We start from the raw sequence: 25,489 nt of genomic DNA on the forward strand, positions 1-25,489 counted from the left end.
CTACTCTCCCGGCGTGTCGGTGGGCAGGAGGCCGACATCGAGCCGGTCGATCGGGCGGCCCTCGTCGATGCACTCGTAGATGTGGATGCCGTTGGCGTGGCTGACGGTGGACTTCACGGAGCAGAGCAGCCCGTTGAGCTCCCTCTGGAAGCCCGCGACGGCCGCCGCGTACGCGGTGACCTGCGGTCCGGTCGGGTTGTCCGGCAAAGTCGGCGGGGTGGCGAACACCACGCTCGCGAACAGATCCGGGTCGATGAAGCAGACCCGGATGTCCACGTGCGCCGGCGCGTACCGGTTGACGAAGTCGACGGCCTCCTCGCGCCGGCCCCACGACGCGAAATCGGTGCTGCCGGGCACGAACAGCGTCGCCGTGTACGGTCGGGCGGTGATCCCGGCGCCCGGGGCCTTGTAGTGCTCCAGCAGGTAGGGCAGCCCGGGCGTGGACACCCCGAAGTAGAGCGTGAACCAGCTGAGGAAGCCGCGCGGCGTGCCCCGACGCCGCCACAACCGGGCGGACCGGGCCAGGAACTCGCGGCGCCGGGTCAGGCCGGCCTCATCCCGGCCCCAGCTGGCCGGAAACGTGAAGCTCGCCCACGCCGCCACCTGGTCGTAGGTGTCGAGGTACGCGGCCAGCAGCGCATCGGCGCCGGCGTCGTACGGCAGGCCGGCCGGCCAGCGGAGCACGGCGTCCGGCCCGAACGTCAGCGGCAGGTCCTCCAACCGTTCGACGATCGCGTGGTTGAGCTCGTCGGCCAGCCCCAGATAGGCGTCCACCTGCGCGAACGACGCCGCGTCCTCCTGGTACACGGCGGGCAGCTGCGCCGCGAGCCGCGTGTAGTCCGGGCTACGCATCGCCACACCTCCCGGTCAGCGCGAGCCGTACGGTCAGGCAGTCGGCCTTCGCGAGTACCGGGACGGCGTTGGGTGGGATCGGCAGACTGCCGGCGGACTGCGGCAGGAACGACGGGTCCCCCTGGACCTTCATGGCCAGCCGCTCCACTCCCCACACGCCCGGGCCGCCGGCCATCGCGTCGACCACCTCGGTGAACCGGATCGGTTCGCCGGGGCTCCAGCCGCCGGCCGGCTGGTCGCGGCGCGGCCAGGGGCCGTCCACGACCGGCTCGGCGGCCGGCGGGCCGGGCTCCGGCTCGCCGCGGGCGAACAGCGCGGCGATCCGGCCCCGTACGTCGGCGACCACCGCGGCCCGGTCGATGCCGACCGGGCCGACCAGGGTGGCCTGCACCAGGATCGGCACGGGGGCGAGCAGGCTCGCACCCACCTCGTCACCGATGACCCGGCGCGGCGCGAGGTCGTCGACGTCCTCGCGCCAGTCCGGGAACGGCGCGACCGCCTCCGGGCCGATCGCCGCGGTGAGCACGGCACGCAGGAAACCGTCCGGGTCGCCGGTGCCCGTGATCCGCTCGACGACCAGCGTCACAGCCGGCGCGTCCGGGTCGGCGGCTATCTGCGGCGTGGTGCCGGTGGGCAGCCCGTTCCAGGCGACGCCCGGCAGGCGGCCCGGCACCGCCCAGGCCCGGCCGACGCCGGGATGCGCACGGGCCCGCCGGGCGTAGTCGTCGGCCGTCACCGGCTCGCTGGTCAGCGCCTGAATCGGATGCGGCGGCCAGATCAGCGACCGGCCCGCGGCGTCCTCGAGATGTTCGGGCAGCATGCCCGGCGGCTGCTCGGCCGCCGCCATCGCCAGGTCGGCCTCGGTGGCGTCGAGGTCGGCGGCGGTGAGCGCGGCGCGGATGGCCGGTGCGGTCGTCGCCGTGGCCGCACGTACCTCGTCGAGCCGGGCGACCAGCGTCTCGCGCGACAGCCGCCGGCGCTCGCGCCGCACCACCGCGGCGATCTCCTCGGGCCACAGCGGCAGCGTGAAGCGCAGCGTCGCGGCGGCCCGCGCGTCCCGGGCCGCGACGGCGTCCCCAGCAGCGCGCTCGGCGGCGACGGCCGCGGCGACGAGGTGCGCTTGTTCCTGGGCGATCTGCCGGACCAGCCGTCCCCGCAGCAGCGTGACCACGACCGGCCGCTGCGGCGCGGTGAACACGCCGGCCCACGGCGGCTTGGACAGCAGCGCCACCGCGTCCGCCTGCGAGGCTTCGGCCCGGACCAGCGACTCCAGCGTGCTCGCCGAGCCCGGCGCGGCCGCCGCGAACGCACCGGCGATCGCGGTGAGCGAGCCGGCCGGGATCGTGCCGTGCCAGTGCCGGTCGGTGTCGGATGCGAAGCAGCGGGCCTCCAGCGGCCAGGCCTCCATGCGCCGCTCCGCCACCCGGTAGTGCAGGTCGGCCAGCCCGAACGCGGCCGCCTCGGCGAGCGTGACGCCGGGGTCGACCGGGTTGTGGTCGGTCCAGGACGGGGGCGTCTCGGCGCCGAGGTGGGCCATGACCCGGGCCCGGATCGTCTCCCAGTCGGCGTCCGGCGGCTCCGGCACGAACGCCGTGAGCGGCGCCGCCGGTGGGATGGTCATAGCTGCTCCACACAGGTGAGGCGGTGCGAGGCGGACGAGCAGTACAGGCCGCGGCAGGCGTCGACCTCGATGACCTCGACCGGCGTCCCGCCCACGTCGCGCAGCTCGAACGAGGTCACCACGTCGAGGTCGGGTTGCCGTTCGAGGAACGCCACGAGGGCCGAGGCGTACAGCGAGCGGCCCCAACGGGCCGCCGCGCCGCCGGACGGGTGCAGGACGGCTTCGAGCGCGGCGGCGATCGCCTCCTTGCCGGCCAGGGCGGCGACGCCCCGGCGCAGCAGCACGGTGGCGACCACCGTGGCGGGGGCGTACAGCGGGCAGAGGACCGCGACCCGGGCGCCCATCGGCCGGGTCGGGCCGGCCGCCTCGACGATGCGCTCGACGAGGCTGACCGAGGGACGCGGCGCCGGGTCGTCGGGACGGTCGGGCACGACCACCAGGCCGACCCGGCCGGGTTCGCGGTCGCCGGCCTGGTTGGTGTGCGGCAGGCAGCGCACCGCCGCGACCTCGGGGAAGGTCAGCGCCACCAACTGCTCGTAGTCCCACGGGGTCAGGGACCGGTCGCGGTGCCGGGCCCGGGCCGACGCGCGCGCCCGGTACGCCGGATTGGACTCGGGGCCGCGGCCGCGTACCGAGGCGAGGTTGGTTACCTTCTTGACGCCCCGGACCGGGGTGAGCGTGCCCTTGATGGCGCCGGGCGGCAGCGCCGTGGCGGAGGTCGGGTCGAGGGCCGGGTCGGCCGTGCCGGAGACGAACTCGGCCAGCACCGCGTCGACGACGACGCCGCGCAGGTCGCCGAGGCGGTCCGGCGCCGACGTGACCAGGCGGATCCATCGGCCGGTGGCGGCACCCACGTCGGCGCAGCCGGCCGGCCAGCCCAGCGGCGCGACGAACCGTAGCAGGCCGGCCTCGCGCAGCTGGCGCGACCCGTCCGCCACGGCCAGCTCGGACCAGGAGGTGCCGTCCCACCACTCCCAGCGGGCGTCGACCGGTTCGGTGGCGCCACACGGCGCGGCCGAGTCGACGTCGAGGTGCAGCGAGACGCTGGAACCCAGCGCCGGGTCGGACAGGTCGAGGCCGATCGCCACCATGCCCGGTGCGCCCCGGTCCGACACCGCCCGCCGGAACGGCCGGAACGTGCCGCTGCCGGCCTGCACCGCGTGCCGCCAGCCGCTGGTCGACTCGACCCGGGTGGCCGGCAGCGGGGACGTGGTGTAGCTGATCGTGATGGCGGACGCGATCGGCGGTACCGGCGGCGTCGGCATCACCGGTTTCACCGGGCCACCGGCGATCGCCTTGGTGGCGAAGTCGGCGACGCCGGCCTGGTACGCGGTCCAGCCGAAGTCGCCCTGGTGGAGGAAGGCGCGGACGAAGTGGCCCGGCTGCCCGCCGACGGTGAACCGCTCCGAGCCGACCTCGCCGCCGACGGTCGCGGTGACCGAGCCGAACCGGTCCATGCCGGGCCCGAAGCCGGACCAGTGCCCGTCGACCCGCCGCTGCCAGCGGACCGACGGGGCGCCCGGCTCGGCGAGCACGGCGCCGATCCGTTCGAGCTCGTCACGGATGGTCGAGTAGGCGCCACCGAGTTTCAGCTTGGCCGAGGAGATCTGGCTCGTCAGGTAGGTCGCGGTCGACGCCGGGATGCCGCTGCCGCCCGCGGACGAGGCCAGCAGCCCGTCGCCGGCCTGCATGGTGACGGCGATGGTCAGGCCCGCCAGCGCCTTGCCGAACGCCTCGTCGGAGCGCAGGTAGAACGCGTCGCCCCGCTTGGCGACCGCACCGAACGGCTGGAATTCCTTGGTGAGGTCGACGGCGCCGTCGTTGTAGAAGGCGGCCTGCGGCACGTATGCGCTGCGGCCGGTGACCTCCACCGTGACCGCGGTGAACCCGAACTCCTCCGGGACCGCCAGCATCGGCGGGATGACGCACTCGATCCACGGCGTGCCGTCGTCCAGGGCCCCGCAGCCGCCGGTCAGCGTGACGGAGACGGTGTCACCGGCGACCGCCGCGCCGGTGGTCGGGCTGGTGGTGCCGTCCGTCCGCGAGTAGCGCCAGACCGCGCCGGTCAGCCCGCTCACGCCGGTGGCGCCGGCGAAGGAGAGCCGGGTGGTGAGGGTGCCGCCGGCGAACGCCAGAGCCGGCGAGGAGATCCGCAGCACGTGCGGCGCGTCCGGCCCTTGCGGCACGGCCAGCGGGAACGGCGGGGCGGATGCCGCGACACCGGGCAGGCCGGTCGCGGGGCCGCCGGGGGCGAGCGAGCGCACCCCGGCGAGGCTCGCGCCGTGGGCGGTCAGCGGGTCGACGGTCGCGTACCGCCGTTCCTTGCCGAACGCGTCCTTGCCGCCGCGCAGCAGGGTGCCGCGGGGCACCACGGCGGGCACCAGCTTGGGGTCGACGGTGACGTGCGCGACCACCCGGTCGGGCAGCGCCGGCAGACGCCGGATCCGCAGGATCGCCGCCAGCCACTCCCTGTGCAGGCGGTCCGGCAGCGTCGCGGCGTGCGCGTCGAGCTGGGCGTACTCGGCGGCCAGGGCGCGCAGCAGGGCGCGGTCCGGCTGCCGCGGTGCGGACAGCATGTCGGCGCCGTCGGGGCCGGCCTCGAAGAGGGCGTCGTACCAGGTGTCCTGGTCCCGCGCGGCGAACCGGGCCGCCACGGCAAGAGCCGCGACGACCTGCCCGGGGGTTCGGATCATGCCGCACCCGCCAGGTAGAACGGAATCACCAGGCTGTTCGGGCGGCGGTGCCGGTCGATCCGGTAGTCGATGGTGACGTCGACCCGGTCGTCGGCGTCACCGGCCGGCACCGCGACGACCGCGTCCACGATGACCCTCGGCTCGCCGAGCACCAGCGCCCGGCGTACGTCGTCGGCCAGCCGGTGGCAGGCGTCGGCGGTGCTGGGCTCGAACACGTGCCGGTCGACGCCGGCGCCGAGGCCCGGGCGCATCGCCCGGCTGCCGAGCAGGGTGCGCAGCAGGATCACCATCGCCTCCTCGACGTGCTCGGCGCCGTCGTTCAGCACGACCGTCACGGCGCCGTCCGGGTCGGGGGCCCACCGCGGCGGGAACGCCCAGCCCCGGCCGACCTGCGGGTAGTCGCCGGCGGTCATCCGATCACCACCGTGGGGCTGCCGACCGCGACCGAGGCGCCGCAGCCGCACGAGTCGCCGGCGCGCAGCGCGGGCCGGCCCTGGATCAGCACCGTGGCGGAGCCGGCCACGAACGGTGACACGGGCAGGTGCGGCGGCGGTGGGATGGCGCACGTGTGCATGTCCCCCGCCACCGCGGCCGGCATCCCGGCGATGAGCACGGTGGCGACGCCGGGCCCGACGACGATCCCGCCGTGCACGGTGGTGTCCCCCACCCGGGCGGCTGCCGGCATTGCGCCTCCTAATTGATGGTGACGAGCGATCCCTTGAGCACCAGGGACCCGCTCGCCTGGAGGTCGAAGGTCGCGGAACTCTCGATTCTGGACGGCCCGGAGGTCTTGCCCTCGAGCTTGAGCGCGTCGAGCTTGACGGTGCCGGCCGAGGACGTGAGCGTGATGTCGCCCTTGGCCGCGGTGAGCTCGATGCCGTCGGCGGACAGCCGGATGGCGTTGCCCGAGTCGCCGTGGGTCAGCACCAGCTCGGCGTCCTTGTCGTTGAGCACGACGGTGTTCCCGGTGCCCGAGGCGAGGGTCACCGTCGCGTGGTCGCCGTCGTCGAAGCGCAGCATGTGCCCGCCCGGGGTCATCAGCAGCCGTACGGCGTTGGTCCGCGCGTCGACCGTGATCGGGGGTTGCTGCGTGCCGTTGTAGAGCGAGCCGAGCACGACGGGGGTGGCGGTGTTGTCGTCGACGAAGCCGATCAGCACCTCCTGGCCGACGTCCGGCACCACGACGGTGCCGTACCCGTCGCCGGCGTCGAGGGTGGACAACCGGGCCCATACGCCGTCGCCGCCGTCCGCGCGCCAGGGCAGGCGGACCCGTACCCGGCAGAGCGCGTCGGGATCGTCGATCGCCTCGACCACCCCGACGACCAGGCCGTGCCCGGTGACGGCCGGCGGCGGTGCCAGGGCCGGCGGTGATCCGACCTGGAACTCGGTGTGGTACCCGTCGGCCGAGAGGCGGTGCCGGGCCGCGGTCACGTAGTGCGGGCCGGACATGCGCCGGCCGATGCCGGCGATGGAGACCCAGCCGTCGCAGCGCAGCGCCGGGTCGCCCTGCACCACCCCGGTGCCGAAGTAGTGGGCCAGCGCGGCGATCCGGTGCGCGGCCACCGCCCGGGAATCGGCCGCGTCGGCGGCGGCCACGGCCGGCGACTCGATCCGTACGGTGCGCAGCGGCCAGCCGCTGTCGGCGACCGCGGCGTCGTGGGCGGCGCGGTCGCCGAGGTCCATCTCCGCCGCCCCGGCACCCTGCTCGGCCTCGGTCGCCTCCAGCGTGTCGACGTCCCACGCCACGCCGACCGCGCTGTCGATGGCGCGGGTGAGGTCCTGGGTGAGGTGCAGCTCGACGATCGAGCGGGTGTAGTCCAGCTCGATCGGCTGTTGCGCGGCGGACGGCGGGCGCAGCACCAGCGTCCCGGCGCGTACGTAGGTCACCCAGCCCAGCTCGGCCGCGCGGCGTTTGAGCAGCTCCCAGTCGCTGATCCGGTCGCTCACCACGAACGGCCGGGTCAGCCCGCCGGCGGCGTCGGTGTCCAGGCCGTAGTCGGCGGCGATGGCCGCGGCGACGTCCGCGTCGCTGACGTCGGCGAGCTGGCGCGACCGGGGCGGATGGTCGAGCAGGATGGACCGGGCGCGACCCTCGACCCGCAGCAGCGGCCGGCCGCCGCGCGGGAAGTGGGTGGTGAGCGACGCGATCACGCCGTCGAAGACGGTGGTCAGCTCGGCGTGGTAGCCGAGCGAGACCGCGACCGCCGCGCCGGGCTGGAACGGGCCGTCGTCGCTGTGCCGGACCGCCCGCCGGTCGGCGTCCCAGTTCTGCACGAGCAGGGTGAGCCGGCCGTGCCGGCCGACCTCCTCGTGCACGTCGATCTCGACCACGTCGGCGGCGGCCAGTGGCTCGAGCGGGCTGCCGGCGACCCGGACCTCGAAGGCCGGCCGGTCGCGCTGTGCCCCGGTCATCGCCGCGCCGCCAACGGCGGAAGGATGAGCAGCTGCCCGGTGACCAGGCCGCGCGGGTTGGTCAGCCGGTTGGCCGCGGCGAGCGGCCGCCAGAACGCGGAGTCGCCGTACACCTGGGCGGCGATCGCGTCGAGCCGCTCGCCGTCGCTGACCAGCCAGGTCTGGTACAGGTCGGGCGAGCTGGGGCGGTCCTCGGCGGCCACCTCCTGCGGCGACAGCGCCTCCTTGAGGGAGAGCTTGACCGTCGCCCGCAGCGGCTCACCCGTACGGTCGAAGAGCTTGTAGGTCACGTCGGCCTGGGTGAGGATGCCGCGGAAGCTGAACCGCCCCCAGTACGCGTGCACGTAGTACGGCTGGTGGGTGTCGCCCTGGAATCTGGTGAGTTCGAGCAGCGCGTCCAGGCTGCGCCCGATGCCGCCCGGCTCGCCGACCACGCCGGTGCCGTCGAGCAGCAGGTCGAGCTGGATCTGGTCCGGCTCGCCGCCGCTGAACGACTGCTGCGGCGCCGACGTGCCCGCCGACTGGGTGGCCTGGTAGATGTTCTTGCGGGAGAAGGCCAGCTCGGTCGGGTTGAGCTGGGCCTGCCAGCGGATGCCGGCCGGGCGCTCGAAGTCGATGTCCGCGTACGCGTCCAACGTCAGCTTGGTGAGCTGCAGCTCGGTCAGGTTCATCGGTCCCACTCCCGGCGCAGGATCTCCAGTACGCGCTCGGTGGCCCGCCGGACGATCACCTCGAGGTCGGCGTCGCCCGTGGGCTCCCCCGGTGCGGGCGGCGCCGTGGCGGGCACCGCCACCACCGTCTCGGTGACGATCTCGCCGATCGTGACCGCCATGTCAGATCACCCGCTTGAGGAGGAGCCCGTGGTGGGCGATCTCGATGGACTCGATCGCCACCGCGGACGACTGCGCGTCGAGGTCCGGTCCGGTGAGCTTGGCCGGCCAGCCCCGGGTGAACGCCCAGACCCGCACCGGAGCCAGGGCGCCGTCCACCGTGCTCATCAGCACCACGGTGCCGTCCCTCGGAACCACCACGCCGGTGACGTGGAACTCGTAGAACCAGCTCCACAGCTCCTGCAGCGGGCCGGCGCCCTGGCTGAGCACCAGGTTGGGAAACGACGCCCGGCTGGGGAACCGGTGCGCGAACCGGTTCTCGCCGCCCTCCTGGTACTCCTCGACGCCGACCTCGCCGGCCAGCCCGGTGCATTTGGAGAAGTTCGCCGCGGCCAGGCCGTCGATGGCCAGCACGAAGTGCGCCGTGATGTACGGCTCGACGGTGGGCGACGCGAACGGCAGCACCATGTCACCTGGTCTCGATCTCGATGCCCTCGCAGGCGAACTCGAGGCTCTCGATGGCGACGTCGGTGCCGGTCGACTTGAGGCCGGGGCCCTCCAGTTTGACCGGCCAGGCCGCCTTGATCTTCCAGGTCATCACCGGCTCGCTCACCTCGTTGAGCAGGCTGATGCTCACGTCCCGGCGCTCCACCGCGCCGACCGTGATCGAGTTGTACCACCGGAACAACCCGTTGCCGGCCTCGGCCGGGGCGATGCCGCGCTTGAGCGTGACATTCGAGAACTTGCGCAGGCCGGGCTGCTTGTGCGTGGAGAACTGCAGGTCCGCACCACCGCGGTACTCGATGACCTCGGCCTCGAGAGTCAGGCCGCTCACCTCGGAGAAGCTCGTCGTTCCCCGCTCCTGGTCGCCCCAGTCGACGACGAAATGCAGTGTGGACAGCGGATACATCGATCAGGCTCCTTCGCGGATCACTCGGACAGCCGCTTGTGGCTGAAGCGGAACACGACGAACTCGGCGGGCTTGGCGGGCGCGATCGCCACCTCGGTGATGATCAGACCCAGGTCGATGTCGGCTTCGGTCATCGTCTCGCCGAGGCCGACCCGCACCCGGTACGCCTGCTCGGGTCTGGTGCCCGCCAGCGCGCCGGCCCGCCACTGCTGGTCGAGGAAGTTCTCCACCGACACCTTGATCCGGATCCAGGTAGCCGCGGTGTTCGGCTCGAAGACCACCCACTGTGTCGCCCGGTCCACCGAGTTCTCGATCATGTTGAACAGCCTCCGGACGTTGACGTACCGCCACCGGGTGTCGTCGGTCGCGTTGCGGGCGCCCCAGAGCCGGGTGCCGCGGCCGGGAAACGCCCGGATGAGGTTCACCCCGCCCGGGTTGAGCCGGTCCTGCCGCCGCTGGGTGTAGCTTCGCGACAGCCCGACGATGCCGGTGACCGCCTCGTTGCCGGGCGCCTTGTGCACGCCGCGGAGCCGATCGGTGCGGGCGAACACCCCCGCGACGAAGCCGGACGGCGGCACCGTCGTGAACCGGTCGCCCGCGTCCGGGTCGATCGTGACGATCTTGAGGTGCGGGGCGTACACGGCGGCGTGGGTCGACGCGACCGTCGTGTTGCGCCATGCCAGCAGCGCCTCGTCGTCCTCGTCCGGCGCGTCGACGATGGCGAACCGGCGGAACTCCTCACAGTGCGCGACGATCTGGCCCACCAGGTCCGCGCGAAGCAGCGGGTCGCCGACCGTCACCAGGTCCGGGCAGATCACCATGGCCGGCTCCGGCACCTCCTCGAGACACGTGATCCCGAACCGGAAGTCGTCGTTGGTGGCCGGCTTGTCCGCGCCGAACTTGTCGGGGGCGACGTAGAACGGGGCGGCCGCGAGCGACACGGCCGGTGCGCCGGCGGCCCGGGGCGCGACCCGGATCAGCGCGGAGACGCCGTTGACGACGTCGTCCTTGGCGTAGTACCGCGGGTGGTGCTCGCTCAGTGACAGGCCGGTGAAGCTCTCCAGCACGGCGTCCTTCTCCGACACCGTGACCGCGAACCGCTCGGCGACCACCGAGGCGCTCTCCACGGCGTACAGCCCGAAACGCCGCTGGGTGTTGTCGCTGACCGCGGTCGAGGCCGGAAAGCGCAGCACGTACGTGTCACCGCCGACCTCTGCCATGTCGGTGATCTCGGCGAACGCGGCGCCGATCGCCAGCCGGTCGCCGACCCGCGGCGCCACCGCGCAGCGCACGGCCAGGCCCTCGTCCGCGTCCGCCTGGAGGGTGAAGGCCGCGTCGGTGTACGTGTGCGCCGGGTTCGGCGACGGCGCGAGCGTGAACCCGGCCAGGGTCGAGGTACGAGTGGCCACGACAGCGGTGGCGCCGGCGCCCGTGTAGGTGACTTGCGCGCCCACGGGCAGGAAGCCGTATCCGTTGGCGGCGTCCGCGACGGTCAGGTTGGTGATGCTCAGCCCGCTGTCGGCGAGCAGCACCGCGAACACCGGCGCGTTGACCGTCACCCGGCCGCTGGGCGGCGGCGCCGAGCCGACGACGTCGAAACGGTTGGTGGTCCAGACCGCGGCCCGGTCGTCGCTCGTGGTGATGCGGGCGGCGGCGCTCTGCGGCGCGGACGCGGACAGGTCCGCCATGACCGGCGCGGTCAGCGGGCGCTCGAACGCGAGCGCCGACAGCGGGACCGACGTGCTGGGCGGCGAGCCGGTGGGCTGGCCGCCCACGATCGCGGTGGCCGGGAAGTTCGCCCGCCGCAGGACGAAGGCGGCGCCCGGCACGCTGCCGAGGGAGGCGTCGAGGGCCAGCCGCACGGCGCTGCCGGCGGGGGCCACGTCGGTGACCCGGGCCGCCGACCGGGCGCCGTTCGGGTGCACGGCCACGACGACGTCGCCCACCCGGAAGCCCTTGCCGGTGGCGAGGTACACCGACGGCGCACCGGAGGCCGCGGCGCCGGCCACCACCGAGCCGGTGGTCATCGCGGCGGCGCCGGTGGAACTCAGCGTGATCGCGTTCGGGGTCAGCGACACCACCGTCGCGGTCACCGGCGCGGCGGCCGCGCCCGACGCCGGTACCGGGACGAGGGCCAGCGTGTCACCGGGCCGCAGCCCGGCGGTGGAGGCCACCTGGAGCACGTGTTCGCCGGAGTTGGTCACCGAGACCGCCGGCCCGGTGGTGGACGCCCGGTAGAACGCGCCCGACGCCCCCTCGACGTCCGGGCGCACCTTGACGGTGAGCGTGTTGCCCCAGGCGCCCGGCGAACTGGCGGTGATGGCGAAACTCTGCGTGCCGGAGACGTCGAACGCCGTCCAGGACGCCTCCGAGGAGGGGTCCACCCGGACCACCCAGGCGGCCGGGCCACCGTTCTCGAAGAAGCCGAAGACCGACTCGGCCAGGTAGCCGCGCGCCGAGGCGGTACCGAACGTACGGACGAAGTCCGCCCATCCGGTGACGCGGGTCGGCGTGAGGACCGGTCCTTTGCGGGTGGTGCCGAGTACCGCCACGACGCTCGTCGGCGCGGCGGCGATCGGCTGCGGTCCCGACGAGACCTCCTCTACGTAGACCCCCGGAGACTGGTAGGTCACAGTGCCCTCCTCGGCTCTGCATTCAGGTCGTGTCGATCAGGCGTACACGGGTGGCGGTTCTGGTCAGATCCATGGACAGGGTCCGCAGCGGGCTGCCGTCGACCAGCAGGTCCATCGGGGTGAAGACGGCCGGCCACGGCACCGCGGCCGACCGGTACACGCCGGGCTCCTCCTCGGCCAAGGGGACCTCCGGCCTCGGTGCCGGCCCGGAGCCGGCCCGGCAGGTGACGGTGCGCCCGGTACGCGGCGCGCCGGTGGCGGCCGTAGTGAGCACGACGGTCAGGGTCATCGGCACCGGTTGCAGCGGCACCTCGATCACCGCCGCGGTGAGGTCGACCAGCACCGTGCGCGGCGGACGGCCCGGCACCGGCGCGAACTCCAGCAGGTCGCGCTGCGGGCCGGTCACGGTGACCGCGAGCTGCGGGTGTTGCGCCGGTTCGGCCGCGTCGGCACGGGCGAACACCACGACAGCGTCCGGCAGGGTCCGCACGCCCCATCCGTGCGGCACCGGTTGCAGCCGGGCGGTCAGGCCGGTGACGGCCCGGCCGGTCGAGGCGTGCACCAGCCGTACGTGGTGCCGCAGCCGGGTGGTGACGGACCCGAGCATCACGGCACCTCCACGTAGTCGATGCGGTGCTCGCGGACCCGGCCGGCGCCCTCACGCTCCAGCACCGGGATCGGCGCCACGTCGACCTCGTAGAACACCGACAGCCGGCCGGGTCGCCCGACGGCGCCCCAGATCTGGTTGCGCTCGTCGTGCCCCGGCCCGGCAAGCCGGATCACGACGCTGTCCACCTGATCCGCCAGTGCCGGCGGCAGGCCGGGCGGGCGCAGGATCGGCGTGGTGTGGAACGCCTGGACCACCCGGCCGAGGCGGCTCTGTGCCTCGTCGTGCTCCCCGGTGAAGGTGACCAGGTAGTGCAGCTTGAGCGACAGAGGCGCCCGCACCAGGCCGGCCACGCCCTCGACGAGTGGACGGTTGCGCAGATGGGCGTGCTCCTCGACGGCGAGCAGAGCCAGAATCCCCTTGGCATCGGGAAGGGCCGCCTTGTCCGCCTGCGACAGCGAGTGATGCACCACCCAGGAGCCGAGATCCGGCGTCGCCTGGTGGATGACGTCCCGCAGCGCCTCGCTCACCTCGAGGATCACGATCGCTCCCAGCGCGCCGGACGGATGCCCTCCGCGTCGAGGCGCGCCGCGATGATCTGCGCGATCTCGGCGAACGATCCCACGTAGTGCTCCTCGTCGGTGGCCATGTCCACGACCCGGGCGCGGATGACGGTCGGCAGCCCCTCGATCTCGCGAGGCTCCGCCCATACGTCGACGAGGAATCGGTACTTCCACGCAGTCGCCACCAGGACCGTGACCCTTCTCTCGACAGCCAGGCTGTCAAGGACCAGTCACCGGAGGGTCACCGTGATCCCGCGGTGCGATCACCGCGGGATCACGGTCAGGACATCCGCCGAAGCCGGTCGAGGGCACGGTCGATGGTCTCGGTCAGCCGCCCGACCTCCCGGCGGGCCCGCTCCAGTTCGGCCGTGAGCGCCGCGACGCTCGCCGACCGGCTCCGGTCGTGGCGGGCCAGCCGCGCGTACAGCGCGACGGTCTCGGGCATCGGATCGGCGCCGAGTTCCTCGAGCAACACCATGCGGCAGCGCTCGAACTGCCGCTCCACCAGGTCGTCACGGCCGGCGTCGGCGTACGCGGTCATCAGGTGGCGGTGCACGTCCTCGCGCAGCGGCTCCAGCCCCAGGGCCAGTTCGCCGTACCGGGTCACCGCCGCCACGTCGCCGCGTTCACCGTGGTGCCGCACGAGGCAGTCGAGCGTGCTGAGATAGAGATTCTCGATCCGGTTGCGGTGCGCCAGCACCCACTCGTCGTGGCAGGCTTCGAGCAGTTCGCCACGGTACATCGAGGCGGCCGTCTCGAGCTGAGCGGCGTCCGCCTCGGTCACCGTGACCTCGTCGCGCTGCAACACCGGTGCTACCAGCTCCTGGAAGACGGACGCGTCGACAGTGACGCCCGCCGCGGCGTCCAGGCCGACGCACGGGCCGCCCACGTTGGCGATGACCTCGACACCGACGTTCGACCGGATCTCCGACCGGAGTCGCCAGAGCGCGGTGTTGAGGCGGCGCCGGGCGGTGCCGGTGGAGCAGTCCGCGAACAGCTGGGCCGCGGCGACCGACCGGGGCCGCCCGCCGCTCGGAGCGAGGGCCAGGTAGGCGAAGACCATGGTGGCGCTCGGCGAGAGGGTGACGGGTTCGTCCCGCGCGACGACCGTCGGCATGCCGAACAAGTTGAGACGCAGGCCCGAATCCAACACCGCGACCCCCTACACACAGCAACGATGTCGTGTCGGCTGGTGAGGAGAGCGTACGCACCAGGAATCCACCCCGCCATGCCGCGACGGGCCGGACGCCGTCGAGTTCACCCGTTCTACGTCTTCCCGATGGCATCCCGAGTGTTCTAGCCGTTCCCGGCCGCCGTTTTCAGTGCGGGAACGGGACCCGGGGGCGCGGGTCGATCTCGTCGCGGAAGCGTTCGATGAGGTGGCTGACCTGGAGCATGTCGTCGGTGCCGCGGATCCGGTCCAGGTAGAGCGAGCGGGCCGCCAGGCCGGGCAGGTCGACGGTGAAGTACATGGCCATCAGCGGGTTCACGAACAGCGGCGTCCCGGCGGTGCGGCCGTCCAGCGGCACGTCCCCGCACGCGCCGGTCAGGGCCGCGGCGATCTGGCCGTTGACGATGCTGGACCGGCCGGGTGTGCCGGCGCGGGCGTGTTCGACGGCGTCGCGGTAGAGGGCCGCCTCCCGGCCGTGCGACGGCACCGTGAACGCGCCCAGGTAGTGGCCGTCGCGGTCGAGGGCGGCGAGGTTCTCCAGCACCTGCACGTGGTTGATGCCGTGGTAGGCGTCGACGCCGAACCCGATGGACGCCACCAGCCTGGTCGGCACCGGGGTGCCGGCCACCGCGGCCAGGCTCGTCGCGTCCTCGACCGGGGTGCCCAGGGCGGCCTCGTCGCCGCGCATCAGGATGTCGGTGCCGCCGTCGACCAGGATGATCGCGTCCAGGTCGAGCCGTTTCGCCAGCCGGCGGTAGGCGGCGCGCAGGGGGCGTACCCCGGTGCGCGGGAAGGCGTGGACGGTGGCCGGCAGGTGGTGCCGGGCCAGCCAGCGGGCCAGGGTCCGCTCCGGGAAGTAGTCCTCCGGGCCGACGGTGTCGGCGGTGATCGACGCGACCCCGGGTTCCCGCCAGACGGTCTTGTCGAGGGCGTGCAGGTTCACGATCGAGAGGCTGCCGAAGTGGACCGTCCGGCCGGCGCCGAGCAGGGACAGGGCCAGCGGCAGTCCGGCGTAGACGTCGAACCCGCCGCCGGCGCCCGCGATCAGCACGCGGCGGGCGTCGGACAGCGCTTCGAAGAACGGCAGTCGCCACACGTGACCATGATCGTGACAAGTGCCGCGCCACGCATCCTCTATTTCATCCTAGGAGGATAGGTTGGAAGCCCTCGATAGAGTGCCGGCTATGGGAGCGCTGCGGCTGGAGCCGATGACCCACGAGCAGTTCCGGTCCTACCGGGAGGAGACGATCCGCTCCTACGCCGCCGACCTGGAAGGCACCGGCCTCACGCCGGAGGACGCGCTGGACCAGGCCGAGCAGAGCACCACCACCCTGCTGCCGGACGGGCTGGCGACACCCGGCCATCACCTGTGGACCGCATGGGACGGCGACCTCGAGGCCGGTGTGCTGTGGATGCGCATCCGCAACGAGGCCGACGGGCCGCACGCGTTCATCTTCGACTTCTTCATCCACGAGGCGGTCCGCCGCAAGGGCTACGGCCGGGAGCTGATGCGGGCGGCCGAGGCCCGGTGCCGGGAGTTCGGCGTGGTGTCGATCGGGCTGCACGTCTTCGCCCACAACCCGGGCGCCCACGCCCTGTACGAGCAGATGGGCTTCCGGGACACGTCGTACAACATGTCCAAGAGCCTGCGGCCCTGATGGACGGGCTCGACGACGTCGGGTGGGACCGGCTCCACCACGCGTACGGGGCCGCCGACGACGTGCCGGACATGCTGCGGGCGCTGCGTCACCCCGATCCGGACGTACGGGGTGACGCCCTCGATGGGCTGCACGCCACCGTCCTGCATCAGGGCACCCGGTTCCAGGCCAGCCAGGCGGTCGTGCCGTTCCTCGTCGCGTTGATCGACGACCCGGCGACACCCGGCCGGGGCGAGCTGCTGCGGTTGCTCACCGGCATCACGATCGGCGACCGGCGCGACGACCGGCTGCCGTTCGACCCGGCGGCCACCGAACTCACGGCGGCCGGGCGGCTCGACGGGGTGGACACGGCCGATCTGGCCCGGCGCTTCCACCAGGAGCAGGACGCGGACGACTTCTCCGACGAGGAGTTCGAGCTGATGAACCTGCTGGCCGCCCGCTGGGAGGACGACTGCTACCACCGGGCGGCCGCCTTCCAGGACGTCGTCGTCTCCTGGATCGGCGACCCGGACGACACCGTGGCGGCGCGGGCGGCGGCCCTGGCGGCGTGGTTCCCGGTGGACGCCGCGACCGTCCAGGCGTGGCTGGCCGTCGACGCCGGGCGGGAGCAGCCGCGGGCCAGCGCCAACCTGGCCCTCGCGCACGTCCGCCTCGAGGATCCCCGGATCGACGGGCTGCTCGACCGGCTCGCCGGCACCGGCTCCGGGATCGTGTCGGTCACGGCGGCGGTCGCCACGGCGTACCGGAAAGGCGAAGCCCTCTCCCCCGCGGCCCTGACCGTGCTGATCGAGACCGCCCACCGCGACCCGGTCGGTGAGGTGACCGGCTGGAGCCGCGCCTTGCGCGGCTTCGTGATGCTCGCCCTGCACCGCCTCGACCTGCACGTCTGAGCGCACAGCCCGGCCGGGCGTGAGCGCTTGGCCAACGAGCTGAGACGGTTCGGTCAGCCCAGGGTCAACGGGCGTAGGCCGGCCGCTTCGAGACTCTGTTGGTCGGTGGGGGTGACCGGGGCGCGGCCGGTGGCCGTACGGATCACCGTGAGCGGGTCCCCGCCGAGGGCGGCGACCGACTCGCGCCAGGCCGGGCCGAACAGCAGGCCGAGCACCCGCTCCCCCGCCGTCTCGGTGAGCCACGGCGGCACTCCGGCGGCGTCGGCCACGTCGAGTCCGTGGACGGCGGCCTCCACGATGCGGGTGAGCAGGAAGTCGCCGAGCAGCATCGCGTCGCCGTGGCGGGTTCGCACCAGCCGGTCGTCCGGTTCACCGGAACAGACGTCGCGCACCTCGGCGGCGATGTCGGCGAGGCGGGTGGCGAGGTCGCCGGTGACGGCCTGGGCGACGCGGACCCGTTCGGTGTTGGCCTCGGCGCCGAACCGGTCGTCGGCGCGGTAGTAGCCGGTCGCGCTCACCTCGGCGCTGGCCGGCGCGGCGGCGGCGACCATCACCGGCACCCGGCCGAGCACGGTGACGACATGGCCGACGACGTCGCGGACGGTCCACGGCTCGCAGCGGGTGGGCCGCTCCCACGCGTGGTCGGGAAGGGCACGCAACGCGTGCACGAAGGCGGCGCACTCGGCGTCCAGCGTGGTCAGTTCAGCGATGGTCACGGGTTGAGCAGCATACGGGGCGTAGTGGGTCTGGCCCAGGGAGTCGGGCGAGCCGCTCAAGTGTGGTGACCCGCGTCGCTCCGCGCGTTCGGTCCGAACCTAGTTGTCCGCCCGCACTGCGGCAGCGAGCAGTTCCGCCGGGATCTCGACGAGTTGCTCGCCGTCGGGCAGGTCGAGGTCCACGCTGTCGGCGGAAACCGTGTATCCCTGGACGATCAGGGTGCCCCGGTCCGTGCGGTAGACGGTCGGGCAGCTGCCGCCGCCGCAGAGGGTGGTGAGCAGGGTCAGTTCGGGCGTATCGCCGCTATTACTATGGTTTGACACGGCCTCTTATAGTACGCGCCCGTCAAGTCGATCATGCGAATATTCCGGCCGGAACTCACTCGAACACACTTGAGGGCGTGCCCGCGTCATCACGCCGGCTGCGCCTGTGACCCGCCGCGGTCGGATGGAGCGGCCGCGTCACCCCACGGCGGCTCACGTAGGCGTACGAAATAGGGTTTTTCCCTGACAGTGATTGATTTGCATGCATGAGAGAGTGCGGGGGTCCTGTCTCCTCGTCGGAAGGACCTCTCGTGCGACGACTCGCCGTGCGTGTCACCGCCGCGCTCGCTCTCGTCTCCGCCGTCGCCGTCGCGCCGCAAGCGGCGTCCGCGGGCGGCGCGGCGCCACCGTTCTCCTGGTCGGCGTGCACCGAACCGCTGCTGGCCGGGTTCGAATGCGCCACCTACGAGGTGCCGCTGGATCACGACAAGCCGCGCGGGGCGACCACCACGATCGCGCTGTCACGGCGCCCGGCCGGGGACCCGGCGAACCGGATCGGAACCATCTTCGTCAATCCCGGCGGGCCCGGCGGCGCGGGGCGTGGCATGGTGCGCAACGCGGCCCGGATCGCGTCGCCGGAGGTGCTCGCCCGGTTCGACCTGGTCGGATTCGATCCGCGCGGCATCGGGGCGAGTGACCCGATCCAGTGTTTCGCGACCGACGCCGAGGCCGAGGCGCTGTACGCGCGGATGACCGGCGTGCCGATCACCCGGCAGCAGATCGCGAGCACGCTGGCGGCCAACCGGGAGTACACCGCGGCCTGCGCCGGCACCATCGGGCCGCTGCTGACGCACATGAGCACGCTGAACGTGGCGAAGGACCTCGACCTGCTGCGCCGGGGCGCCGGGGACGACCGGCTCACCTACATCGGCTACTCCTACGGGACGCTGATCGGCGCGACCTACGCCAACCTGTTCCCGGCGAAGGTGCGGGCGCTCATCCTGGACGGCAACGTCGACCCCGATCAGCGCACCAACCACCGGCTGGCGAACAAGTTCGAGAGGGCCGGCGGCTTCGAGATCGCCCTGGACGGGTTCCTCACCGAGTGCGACAGGGCCGGGGCCGCGTGCGCGTTCTCCGGTGACGCGCGGGCCAAGTTCGACCGGCTGCGCGACCGGCTGCGGGAAGGGCCGGTGGAGATCCCGGACCTGGGGACGATCACCCTCGACGACCTGACCGGGTTCATCGGGCAGACCCTCTACAACATGGCGAACTTCCCGTCGGCCGCGGAGGACCTCCAGTGGGTCTACGGTCTCGTCTTCGGCGACCCCGCCGCGCTGCGGGCCACCGGCGGCGACCTGCCGACCGCGCCGCCGGCCCGGGGCTGGCTCCCCGACGCCTACAGCTACACGGGCAACGACGCGGGCTTCGCGGTGAACTGCGCGGACGCGCCGCTGCCGCGGAACCCGGCACTCTATCCCGGGTTCGCGGCGGCCTTCGAGAAGGCCCATCCGACGTTCGGGCGGGCGGAGGCCTTCAGCGAGGTCGGTTGCGCCACCTGGCCGACGATCACCGAGGCGTACGACGGACCGTGGAACCGCCGCACCGCGGAGACGATCCTGGTCGTGAACCCGACCTACGACCCGGCGACCCGGCTCGACTTCGCGGTCCGGATGACCCGTCAGCTCGGTAACGCACGGTTGCTGACGCTCGACGGCTTCGGCCACACCAGCAACTACAGCGCGTGTGTCACCAGCTGGTATACCCGTTATCTGCTCGACGGCGACCTCCCGCCGAAGGGCACCCGCTGCGCTCAGGACCGGGCCCCGTTCCCGGCTGTCTAGAGATTCGGCGCGCCGGTGCCGACCCAGGCGGTCGGTACCGGCGCACCCGCATGTCACACTGCACCGGCTCCCTTGATCGAAAGGCCGGTCCGTGTCCTCGTTCGATGACCTGTTCGCCCAGCACGTCGCCACCGGCATGGCCCGGCAGCTCGCGCTCGCCGACCTGCTCGGCGAACGCGGCTGGCAGCTCGATTTGAACGCGGGCATGGTGACGTTCGGCAACGACCTCCGCTACCCCATCCAGCTGCTGGGCACGGAGAGTCACACGGACGGCACCTGGTTGTGGGCCTGGGCCAATCAGAGCGCCGGCGTCTCCCCGCACCTGCTGGAACTCGCCGGATGGCTGCGCGAGCACGGGCGCATCCACAACGTCCGCGAGTTCACCGAGCCGGCGCTGCGCCTGGACCGCACCGACGGCCACCGGATCGCGCTGGTCGCCTCCGGGCTGACCGGGCGGTCCTACTACCGTGGCGCCTACCAGGGCGGCGCGATCTTCTTCCACCTGGAGAACCTTCCCTCCCGGGTACGCGGGGCCGTCCCGCCCGAGCGCACCTTCACCGTCCTCGGGCAGGTGCTGCAGGCCTTCGCCGTCGACCATCGGACGGTCGTGGTGTCCTTCCTCCAGCAGCAGGGCTGGCGGGTCGACGACACCCCCGGCGGCGTGGTGGGCCGGCACCCGGACAACTCGACGGTCCGGGTCACCTTCGATCACCTGGGCCGGGTCAGTGATCTGACCGGTCAGATCCAGCCCCGCTGAACCACGGGGCGAGCGCCGCGTCGACCGCCTCCTGAAGCGCCCGCTGCACGGCGGCCGGATCGTCGCGGCTCTCCTCACGCTCCAGCAGCACCTGCAGGGCGCCGGTCACCGCGCCCACGAACGCCCCGGTCAGCGCGGCCGCCCGCACCTCGTCGAGCCGCTCCGGGAAGGCCGCCGCCAGATGCGTGGCGATCTGTCGTTGCGCGTCCAGCTGGATCCGCAGTGACAGCCCTTGCACGGCCGGCACTTCGCGGATCAGCCGCAGCCGCAGCGCCGCCAGGCGTTCGCTCAGGTCGTCGCTGTCGTCGCCGACCCGGCGCAGCGCCCGCAGCAGCACCTCGGCCGGGCCGTCCTTCGGGCCGCGCTGGTCGATCGCCTCGAGGGCGGCGTGCACCCGACGATCGGTCTCCGGGAAGACCAGGTGCTCCTTGCCCGGGAAGTAGCTGAAGAACGTGCGGGTGCCGATCTCCGCTCCGGCCGCGATCTGCGCGACCGTCGTCTCGTCATAGCCCTGCCGCTCGAACAGATCGGCCGCCACCTCGACCAGGGCCTGCCGGGTGCGGGCGCGTTTGCGATCACGAAGAGACGCCATGCCGCCATTATGCACCCATCGCAAATCTGCATCCATTGCAGATTCGCACTCGATGCGGCTAACGTCGTGGGCATGAAGGCACTCATCTCGGGGGCCGGGGTGGCCGGCCCGACTCTGGCGTTCTGGCTGGTCCGGCACGGCTGGCAGGTGACTCTCGTGGAGCGGGCCGCCGGGCTGCGCTCCGGCGGCAACCCGGTCGACGTGCGCGGGCCGGCGGTGGCGGTCGCCGAACGGATGGGCATCCTGCCCCGGCTGCGGGCGGCCGCCACCCACGCGAGCGCGATGCGGGTCTTCGATCCGCGTGGGCGGTCGATCGCCCGGATCGCCATGCCCAGCAGAGGCGGCGAGGTCGAGATCCCCCGGAGCGATCTCGCGACGATCCTCGCCGACTCGGTGAGCGACGACGCCGAGCTGATCCTCGACGACACCATCACCGCGATGCGCCAGGAGCCGGGCGGGGTGGAGGTGACCTTCGAGACGGCCGCGCCGCAACGGTTCGACCTGGTCGTCGGCGCCGACGGGCTGCATTCGACCGTGCGACGGCTGGGTTTCGGGCCGGAGTCACGGTTCGTGCGGCCGGTGGGGCTCGGGGTGGCGACCGTTCCGCTCGGTGAGCCCGCGCAGGATCCGGATGAGGTGCTGCTGTTCAACACACCCGGGCGGCTGGTGTCGATCCATCCGGCGCGCGGGTCGGCGGTGGCCGCGTTCATCTTCCGCAGTGAGCGGATCAGCCGGGAAGGGCTGGCGGCGGCCTATACGGGCGCCGGCTGGCGGGTGCCGGAGCTGCTGGCGACCGCGATGGGCAGCGACGAGCTGTTCCTCGACTCGGTCAGCCGGGTCAGCCTGCCCGCCTGGAGCACCGGGCGGGTCACCCTGCTCGGAGACGCGGCCTCCTGCGTGTCCCTGCTCGGCGACGGGTCGACCCTGGCCATGACCGCGGCGTACACGCTGGCGCAAGCCCTCGCCGGCAGTCCCGGGCAGGTGGAGAAGGCGCTACAGGGCTACGAGACCGAGCACCGGAAGCTGGTCATGCCCAAGCAGCGGCGCGTCGGGCTGGCCGCCGGCATGCTCGTCCCCGCCACCCGGCTCGGCCTCACCACCCGCAACGTCGCCGCTCGCTGGATGGGCCGGGCGGCATGAGCCCCCGGCTATCGTGTCCGGGTGAGCACCCGCGACACGCCGGCGAGGATCGGCGACCTGCCGCCGATCGGGCGGCCCGCCAACAGCGCCCTGCTGGCCGCCGGCATCACCACCCTCGCCCAAGTCGCCACCCACCGGCCGGCCGAGCTGCTGGCGATGCACGGCGTCGGGCCGAAAGCGATCCGCCTGCTGTCCGAGGCCCTCGCCGACCACGGCCTGGCCTGGGCCGGCGAGTAGGTCACCGGGCACCGGCGAACCACGGGTCGCCGTCACCGGCCAGGGCGAGCGCCAGGCAGCGCGCCTGGTGGGCGGGCAGCGGCGGCATCGAGTCCGCGGCGAACCAGCCGACCTCGACGGACTCGTCGTCGTTGACCCGGGCCGCGCCGGAGACCAGCCGGCACCGGAACCCGAGGGCGAGCCAGTGAACCTGGTCGCCGTTGGGGGCGGTGGACAGCTCCAGCGCCTCGACCGACAGCAGCCGCTCGACCTCCACCACGACACCGGTCTCCTCGTGGACCTCGCGCCGGGCGCCGTCGGCCGGCTGCTCGCCCGGTTCCAGACAGCCCGTCGTCAGAGCCCACTCCCCGGTGTCGGAGCGGCGGACCAGCAGCACCCGGTCCCGCTCGTCGAGAACGACCGCGATGACGCCGCTCAGCGGCAACGGGTCATGACCGATCTTGGCGCGCAGGGCGACGACGAACTCGGGTACGGGCATGCAAGCGACCTACCGTTCCGGTATGAGAGTTGCGTTCGATTTCGAACAGTACGGCCGGCGTGTTCACGAAGGACCGTGCTTCGTCTGCGCCTTCGTGGACGGCCACGAGGACTACCGGCACCACACGGCGTAGGAGGACGACGACACCATCGCGTTCCTCAGCTTGTCGTTTAACCTCCCGCTCTACCCCGACGCTGCTGCGGACGAGGTCGCTGCGTCACCAAGGGTGACTACGGTGCGTGCCAGCCACCGCGCTGGGCACGGGCAGCGACGCGACCCAGCGCGCGTTCTCTGCGGCAGATCAGCGTTCTCGTCTGCCGACTCGCTACCACGTGAAATTATGCGTTATGCCAAGATCGCAACACGCGGCCATGGTTCTCGCCGTACTAGCGACCGTCACCGTCGCAGGATGTACGAACGGCCCGGCACCTGAGCCGGAGCCGGCCGCGTCGCCTCCCAGTGAGAACGCACTGTCTTCGGTTCCTTCGGCCGGTACGGCGACCGGCATACCACCAGGGCGCCTGAAGCCGCCCCCCGCCGTTGCTGGTGAGCTGTCCCGAAGAGTGCTCTCCAGCAAGGACGGCCATCCTGCGGGCGCGACCACCCTGGGCGTCAGCGCACGTGCCGGACAGGAGTATTGGGTCCATGCCGCCTGCACCTCGACGACACCTGGGAAGACGCTTTCAGTCGAGGTGCGTAGCGCCAAGCCTGGCGCTCCTGCTGATGCGCTGGTCGCCTTCGAGATTCCCTGCGACGGAACGCTGACGGTCAACGGCATTGGCGACCACCTACCGGCGGAGCCGATCGGTGTCTACCTGCTAGGAGACCAGTCCGACGTGCCCTCTGCGTACGCCGTCGTCGCGCCGACGCCGTCGCTCCCGGAAGGCAAATAGGTGTCAGCGGGGCTGGGAATGCCAGCGGCTCTGCGCACTCACTCATCGGCTATGAGCGAGCAAGAGCAGCGACTCGCCGGACGTCACGCCGAGTGACCGCTGGGCCGGCGGTCAGCGCACGATCGGCGGCAGATCCGGATACGGTTTGCCTCGGAGATGCAACACTTCACAGCCCTTAATCAGCCGCAGAAGGCATGATCAGCTCGTGCCTCCAACGCTTGAAGACGTCGATCTGAGCAACCGGTTGCTACAGGCTGTTGCAGGGCACCGGCTGCTCGCCTTCCGCATGGGTGGAGGTGTGCGTCTGGAGTTTGACGACGATGCTTTTCATGAGTTCACGATCGAAGGGTCGCTGCGAGTCGTCCTTGCTGACGGCTCCGATCGGCACGGCGACCCCATCAGTCTCGACGTGGCCGAACAGCTCATACGGTTGCTGAACACCCCGGCCACGGCTGCGGTTGTCGATCCACGTGGCGCGTTGAAGGTTGCCTTCGAAGACGCCTACGTCGTTGTGCCGTACGACCAGATGTACGAGGCCTGGCAGGTCCGCTCCGATGAAGGGCTGCTGATCGTCAGCATGCCTGGCGGCGATCTCGCAATCTGGCCGCCCGGGAGCGACGGCCAGGACGATTCCTGACCATCTTCGACGGGGATGAATCTGGGGTGGCTACCGGTTCGCCTCGCTTCAGCGATCATCGCATCTTCGGTGTCGGAACTGGGCCATCCGCACTTCGGCATGAGCGGATGGGGCCGGCGAGGGGACTCGGCCGTTTGGTGTACTGGTGGAGTCACCGGTCGAGGGGGTCCTCGCCCTAATCACCTGAGTCGTCCTCGATGTAACCGGTCACGGGGTCCACCATGTCGAGGAATGACCGGATTTGCTTCACGTGCTCGGCGGTCGTGCTCCTGGCGTGATCGGACCGCCGGCTGGTGAACCCATAGCCTGGCGCAGGGCCGGTGAGCCGGGTGTAGTGATAGGCACCTGGCTGTGTCGGGTCATACACGATGTCGAAGACATCATCGTCGACCGTGAGCTGGGAACGATCTGGGGACGGTTCGGTGCCGCTCAGTTCCATGGCCTCATTCAACCAAGGGTGGGTGCTCACTCACCGGCACGGTCGGATGTCGGCTGCGCCGCACCGCGGTAACGCTCCGTAGCGTCCGGACGGCGGCAAGAGAGTAACTTCCGTCGAGTGCCGGACGACATCACGCTGGAGCTCGACCGAGCGACCGCCGAGGACCTTTACGCGACTTTGTATGAGGTCGGAGAGCACATCGCTGCTGGTGCCCCGATTACTCCGCCGACTGCGGACAAGGTCGAGCGGCTGGGGAGCCTTCTGCGAGATCTCGGCCATCGCCTCGGCCGTCGCTGCTCGCCTTACTGCGACCACCTGCACTGACCTGGAACGCGCGGACTGCGGCAGATGAACGCACCAGAATGCGTGTTACTCGAAGCCGCGGAAGATGCCGTCGCCGTCTACGTTCTCGGCGAACTCCTCCCAGTCCATGTTCGAGATCGTGAGGTTGTTCTGAACCGACCACATCTCTGACGGCACGACTCGGAACGTGGCACCGCGCTGAGGCCCCTTGCCCTGGTCCTCCAGGCCTTCCACGTAGTCGTAGAGGTTGACCACCAGGATCGGGCGGTCAGGGTGAGTCAGCGTCTTCGCGTCGACGAGGAAGGCGACTGCATGGTCCACGCCTGCAGGCACCATCTCCACCAGTTGT

General features: G+C 72.2%; 31 protein-coding genes. 9 read left to right on the plus strand and 22 right to left on the minus strand.

Annotated elements, in window-relative coordinates; all coding sequences use genetic code 11:
* The 16 genes from J5X75_RS30305 to J5X75_RS30380 all read right to left on the minus strand — a co-directional run bounded on the left by J5X75_RS30305 (position 1) and on the right by J5X75_RS30380 (position 15,388).
* Positions 1-852 carry a hypothetical protein gene (locus J5X75_RS30305; RefSeq protein WP_208470945.1) on the minus strand — a complete coding sequence of 284 codons (852 nt, stop codon included), beginning with the start codon at positions 850-852 and terminating at the stop codon, positions 1-3.
* Positions 845-2,473, minus strand: coding sequence for a hypothetical protein (locus J5X75_RS30310; protein WP_208470946.1), 1,629 nt, complete (start codon positions 2,471-2,473; stop codon positions 845-847). The genes J5X75_RS30305 and J5X75_RS30310 overlap by 8 nt, the downstream gene beginning before the upstream one ends.
* Positions 2,470-5,166 (minus strand): baseplate J/gp47 family protein, encoded by a 2,697-nt coding sequence (locus J5X75_RS30315; protein ID WP_208470947.1) that lies wholly within the window; start codon positions 5,164-5,166, stop codon positions 2,470-2,472. The genes J5X75_RS30310 and J5X75_RS30315 overlap by 4 nt, the downstream gene beginning before the upstream one ends.
* Positions 5,163-5,579, minus strand: coding sequence for a GPW/gp25 family protein (locus J5X75_RS30320; RefSeq protein ID WP_208470948.1), 417 nt, complete (start codon positions 5,577-5,579; stop codon positions 5,163-5,165). The genes J5X75_RS30315 and J5X75_RS30320 overlap by 4 nt, the downstream gene beginning before the upstream one ends.
* On the minus strand, positions 5,576-5,851 hold the full coding sequence (locus tag J5X75_RS30325) for a PAAR domain-containing protein (protein ID WP_208470949.1): 276 nt from the start codon (positions 5,849-5,851) through the stop codon (positions 5,576-5,578). The genes J5X75_RS30320 and J5X75_RS30325 overlap by 4 nt, the downstream gene beginning before the upstream one ends.
* Positions 5,852-5,859: 8 nt before the next feature.
* Entirely contained in the window at positions 5,860-7,578 is a 1,719-nt protein-coding gene (locus J5X75_RS30330; RefSeq protein ID WP_208470950.1) for a phage baseplate assembly protein V, read from the minus strand.
* Positions 7,575-8,249 carry a CIS tube protein gene (locus J5X75_RS30335; RefSeq protein ID WP_208470951.1) on the minus strand — a complete coding sequence of 225 codons (675 nt, stop codon included), beginning with the start codon at positions 8,247-8,249 and terminating at the stop codon, positions 7,575-7,577. The genes J5X75_RS30330 and J5X75_RS30335 overlap by 4 nt, the downstream gene beginning before the upstream one ends.
* Complete coding sequence (locus J5X75_RS30340) at positions 8,246-8,410, minus strand: hypothetical protein (protein WP_208470952.1); 165 nt, start codon at positions 8,408-8,410, stop codon at positions 8,246-8,248. The genes J5X75_RS30335 and J5X75_RS30340 overlap by 4 nt, the downstream gene beginning before the upstream one ends.
* Position 8,411: 1 nt before the next feature.
* The gene (locus tag J5X75_RS30345) at positions 8,412-8,876 is read right to left on the minus strand and encodes a phage tail protein (protein WP_208470953.1); all 465 of its coding nucleotides are present in this window, start codon (positions 8,874-8,876) and stop codon (positions 8,412-8,414) included.
* Between the two features lies 1 nt (position 8,877).
* Positions 8,878-9,318: a phage tail protein gene (locus J5X75_RS30350; RefSeq protein ID WP_208470954.1), complete on the minus strand. Its 441-nt coding sequence runs from the start codon at positions 9,316-9,318 to the stop codon at positions 8,878-8,880.
* A 20-nt stretch (positions 9,319-9,338) separates the two neighbouring features.
* The gene (locus J5X75_RS46135) at positions 9,339-11,951 is read right to left on the minus strand and encodes a phage tail sheath subtilisin-like domain-containing protein (protein ID WP_208470955.1); all 2,613 of its coding nucleotides are present in this window, start codon (positions 11,949-11,951) and stop codon (positions 9,339-9,341) included.
* Between the two features lie 22 nt (positions 11,952-11,973).
* A complete protein-coding gene (locus J5X75_RS30360) occupies positions 11,974-12,558 on the minus strand; it encodes a hypothetical protein (protein ID WP_208470956.1) in 585 nt (194 codons plus the stop codon).
* Positions 12,558-13,100, minus strand: a complete 543-nt coding sequence (locus J5X75_RS30365; protein ID WP_208470957.1) for a Pvc16 family protein — start codon at positions 13,098-13,100, stop codon at positions 12,558-12,560. Before J5X75_RS30365 ends, J5X75_RS30360 begins: the two co-directional genes overlap by 1 nt.
* Complete coding sequence (locus tag J5X75_RS46140) at positions 13,097-13,306, minus strand: hypothetical protein (RefSeq protein WP_208470958.1); 210 nt, start codon at positions 13,304-13,306, stop codon at positions 13,097-13,099. Before J5X75_RS46140 ends, J5X75_RS30365 begins: the two co-directional genes overlap by 4 nt.
* Positions 13,307-13,401: 95 nt before the next feature.
* Positions 13,402-14,238: an AfsR/SARP family transcriptional regulator gene (locus J5X75_RS30375; protein ID WP_208470959.1), complete on the minus strand. Its 837-nt coding sequence runs from the start codon at positions 14,236-14,238 to the stop codon at positions 13,402-13,404.
* A gap of 202 nt (positions 14,239-14,440) precedes the next feature.
* Positions 14,441-15,388 (minus strand): DUF1152 domain-containing protein, encoded by a 948-nt coding sequence (locus J5X75_RS30380; protein ID WP_208470960.1) that lies wholly within the window; start codon positions 15,386-15,388, stop codon positions 14,441-14,443.
* 88 nt (positions 15,389-15,476) lie between these two features.
* On the opposite strand from J5X75_RS30380, the gene J5X75_RS30385 reads away from it, so the two are divergent.
* Both J5X75_RS30385 and J5X75_RS30390 read left to right on the plus strand, forming a co-directional pair.
* Positions 15,477-15,950: a GNAT family N-acetyltransferase gene (locus tag J5X75_RS30385; RefSeq protein WP_208470961.1), complete on the plus strand. Its 474-nt coding sequence runs from the start codon at positions 15,477-15,479 to the stop codon at positions 15,948-15,950.
* On the plus strand, positions 15,950-16,840 hold the full coding sequence (locus J5X75_RS30390) for a hypothetical protein (RefSeq protein WP_208470962.1): 891 nt from the start codon (positions 15,950-15,952) through the stop codon (positions 16,838-16,840). Before J5X75_RS30385 ends, J5X75_RS30390 begins: the two co-directional genes overlap by 1 nt.
* Positions 16,841-16,893: 53 nt before the next feature.
* Here J5X75_RS30390 and J5X75_RS30395 read toward each other — a convergent pair whose 3' ends face one another.
* Entirely contained in the window at positions 16,894-17,556 is a 663-nt protein-coding gene (locus J5X75_RS30395; RefSeq protein ID WP_307798353.1) for a maleylpyruvate isomerase N-terminal domain-containing protein, read from the minus strand.
* A 99-nt stretch (positions 17,557-17,655) separates the two neighbouring features.
* Positions 17,656-17,880 carry a hypothetical protein gene (locus tag J5X75_RS30400; RefSeq protein WP_307798354.1) on the minus strand — a complete coding sequence of 75 codons (225 nt, stop codon included), beginning with the start codon at positions 17,878-17,880 and terminating at the stop codon, positions 17,656-17,658.
* Positions 17,881-18,131: 251 nt separating this feature from the next.
* On the opposite strand from J5X75_RS30400, the gene J5X75_RS30405 reads away from it, so the two are divergent.
* Both J5X75_RS30405 and J5X75_RS30410 read left to right on the plus strand, forming a co-directional pair.
* Positions 18,132-19,664 carry an alpha/beta hydrolase gene (locus tag J5X75_RS30405; protein ID WP_208470963.1) on the plus strand — a complete coding sequence of 511 codons (1,533 nt, stop codon included), beginning with the start codon at positions 18,132-18,134 and terminating at the stop codon, positions 19,662-19,664.
* A 91-nt stretch (positions 19,665-19,755) separates the two neighbouring features.
* Positions 19,756-20,421, plus strand: coding sequence for a DUF6882 domain-containing protein (locus J5X75_RS30410; protein ID WP_208470964.1), 666 nt, complete (start codon positions 19,756-19,758; stop codon positions 20,419-20,421).
* Here the strand turns inward: J5X75_RS30410 and J5X75_RS30415 are convergent.
* Positions 20,387-21,013, minus strand: coding sequence for a TetR/AcrR family transcriptional regulator (locus J5X75_RS30415; protein WP_238489898.1), 627 nt, complete (start codon positions 21,011-21,013; stop codon positions 20,387-20,389). The genes J5X75_RS30410 and J5X75_RS30415 overlap by 35 nt on opposite strands.
* A 72-nt stretch (positions 21,014-21,085) precedes the next feature.
* Between J5X75_RS30415 and J5X75_RS30420 the strand changes: the two genes are divergently transcribed.
* Both J5X75_RS30420 and J5X75_RS30425 read left to right on the plus strand, forming a co-directional pair.
* Complete coding sequence (locus J5X75_RS30420; RefSeq protein WP_208470966.1) at positions 21,086-22,153, plus strand: FAD-dependent monooxygenase; 1,068 nt, start codon at positions 21,086-21,088, stop codon at positions 22,151-22,153.
* Positions 22,154-22,174: 21 nt separating this feature from the next.
* Positions 22,175-22,390, plus strand: coding sequence for a helix-hairpin-helix domain-containing protein (locus J5X75_RS30425; RefSeq protein WP_208470967.1), 216 nt, complete (start codon positions 22,175-22,177; stop codon positions 22,388-22,390).
* Between the two features lies 1 nt (position 22,391).
* Here the strand turns inward: J5X75_RS30425 and J5X75_RS30430 are convergent, their stop codons facing one another.
* Entirely contained in the window at positions 22,392-22,868 is a 477-nt protein-coding gene (locus tag J5X75_RS30430) for an NUDIX hydrolase (RefSeq protein WP_208470968.1), read from the minus strand.
* Positions 22,869-23,431: 563 nt separating this feature from the next.
* On the opposite strand from J5X75_RS30430, the gene J5X75_RS30435 reads away from it, so the two are divergent.
* Both J5X75_RS30435 and J5X75_RS30440 read left to right on the plus strand, forming a co-directional pair.
* Complete coding sequence (locus tag J5X75_RS30435) at positions 23,432-23,761, plus strand: hypothetical protein (protein WP_208470969.1); 330 nt, start codon at positions 23,432-23,434, stop codon at positions 23,759-23,761.
* Between the two features lie 205 nt (positions 23,762-23,966).
* Positions 23,967-24,398, plus strand: coding sequence for a DUF6188 family protein (locus J5X75_RS30440; RefSeq protein WP_208470970.1), 432 nt, complete (start codon positions 23,967-23,969; stop codon positions 24,396-24,398).
* A gap of 175 nt (positions 24,399-24,573) precedes the next feature.
* Here J5X75_RS30440 and J5X75_RS30445 read toward each other — a convergent pair whose 3' ends face one another.
* Positions 24,574-24,837, minus strand: a complete 264-nt coding sequence (locus J5X75_RS30445; protein WP_208470971.1) for a hypothetical protein — start codon at positions 24,835-24,837, stop codon at positions 24,574-24,576.
* A gap of 117 nt (positions 24,838-24,954) precedes the next feature.
* Here J5X75_RS30445 and J5X75_RS30450 point away from each other — a divergent pair, with 117 nt between their 5' ends.
* On the plus strand, positions 24,955-25,161 hold the full coding sequence (locus tag J5X75_RS30450) for a hypothetical protein (RefSeq protein ID WP_208470972.1): 207 nt from the start codon (positions 24,955-24,957) through the stop codon (positions 25,159-25,161).
* Between the two features lie 45 nt (positions 25,162-25,206).
* Here the strand turns inward: J5X75_RS30450 and J5X75_RS30455 are convergent.
* The coding region (locus J5X75_RS30455) for a DUF6924 domain-containing protein (protein ID WP_208470973.1) at positions 25,207-25,489 on the minus strand (283 nt) is incomplete at its 5' end.

This window comes from Actinoplanes flavus (genome assembly GCF_017592555.1).
Taxonomy (GTDB): Bacteria; Actinomycetota; Actinomycetes; order Mycobacteriales; family Micromonosporaceae; genus Actinoplanes; species Actinoplanes flavus.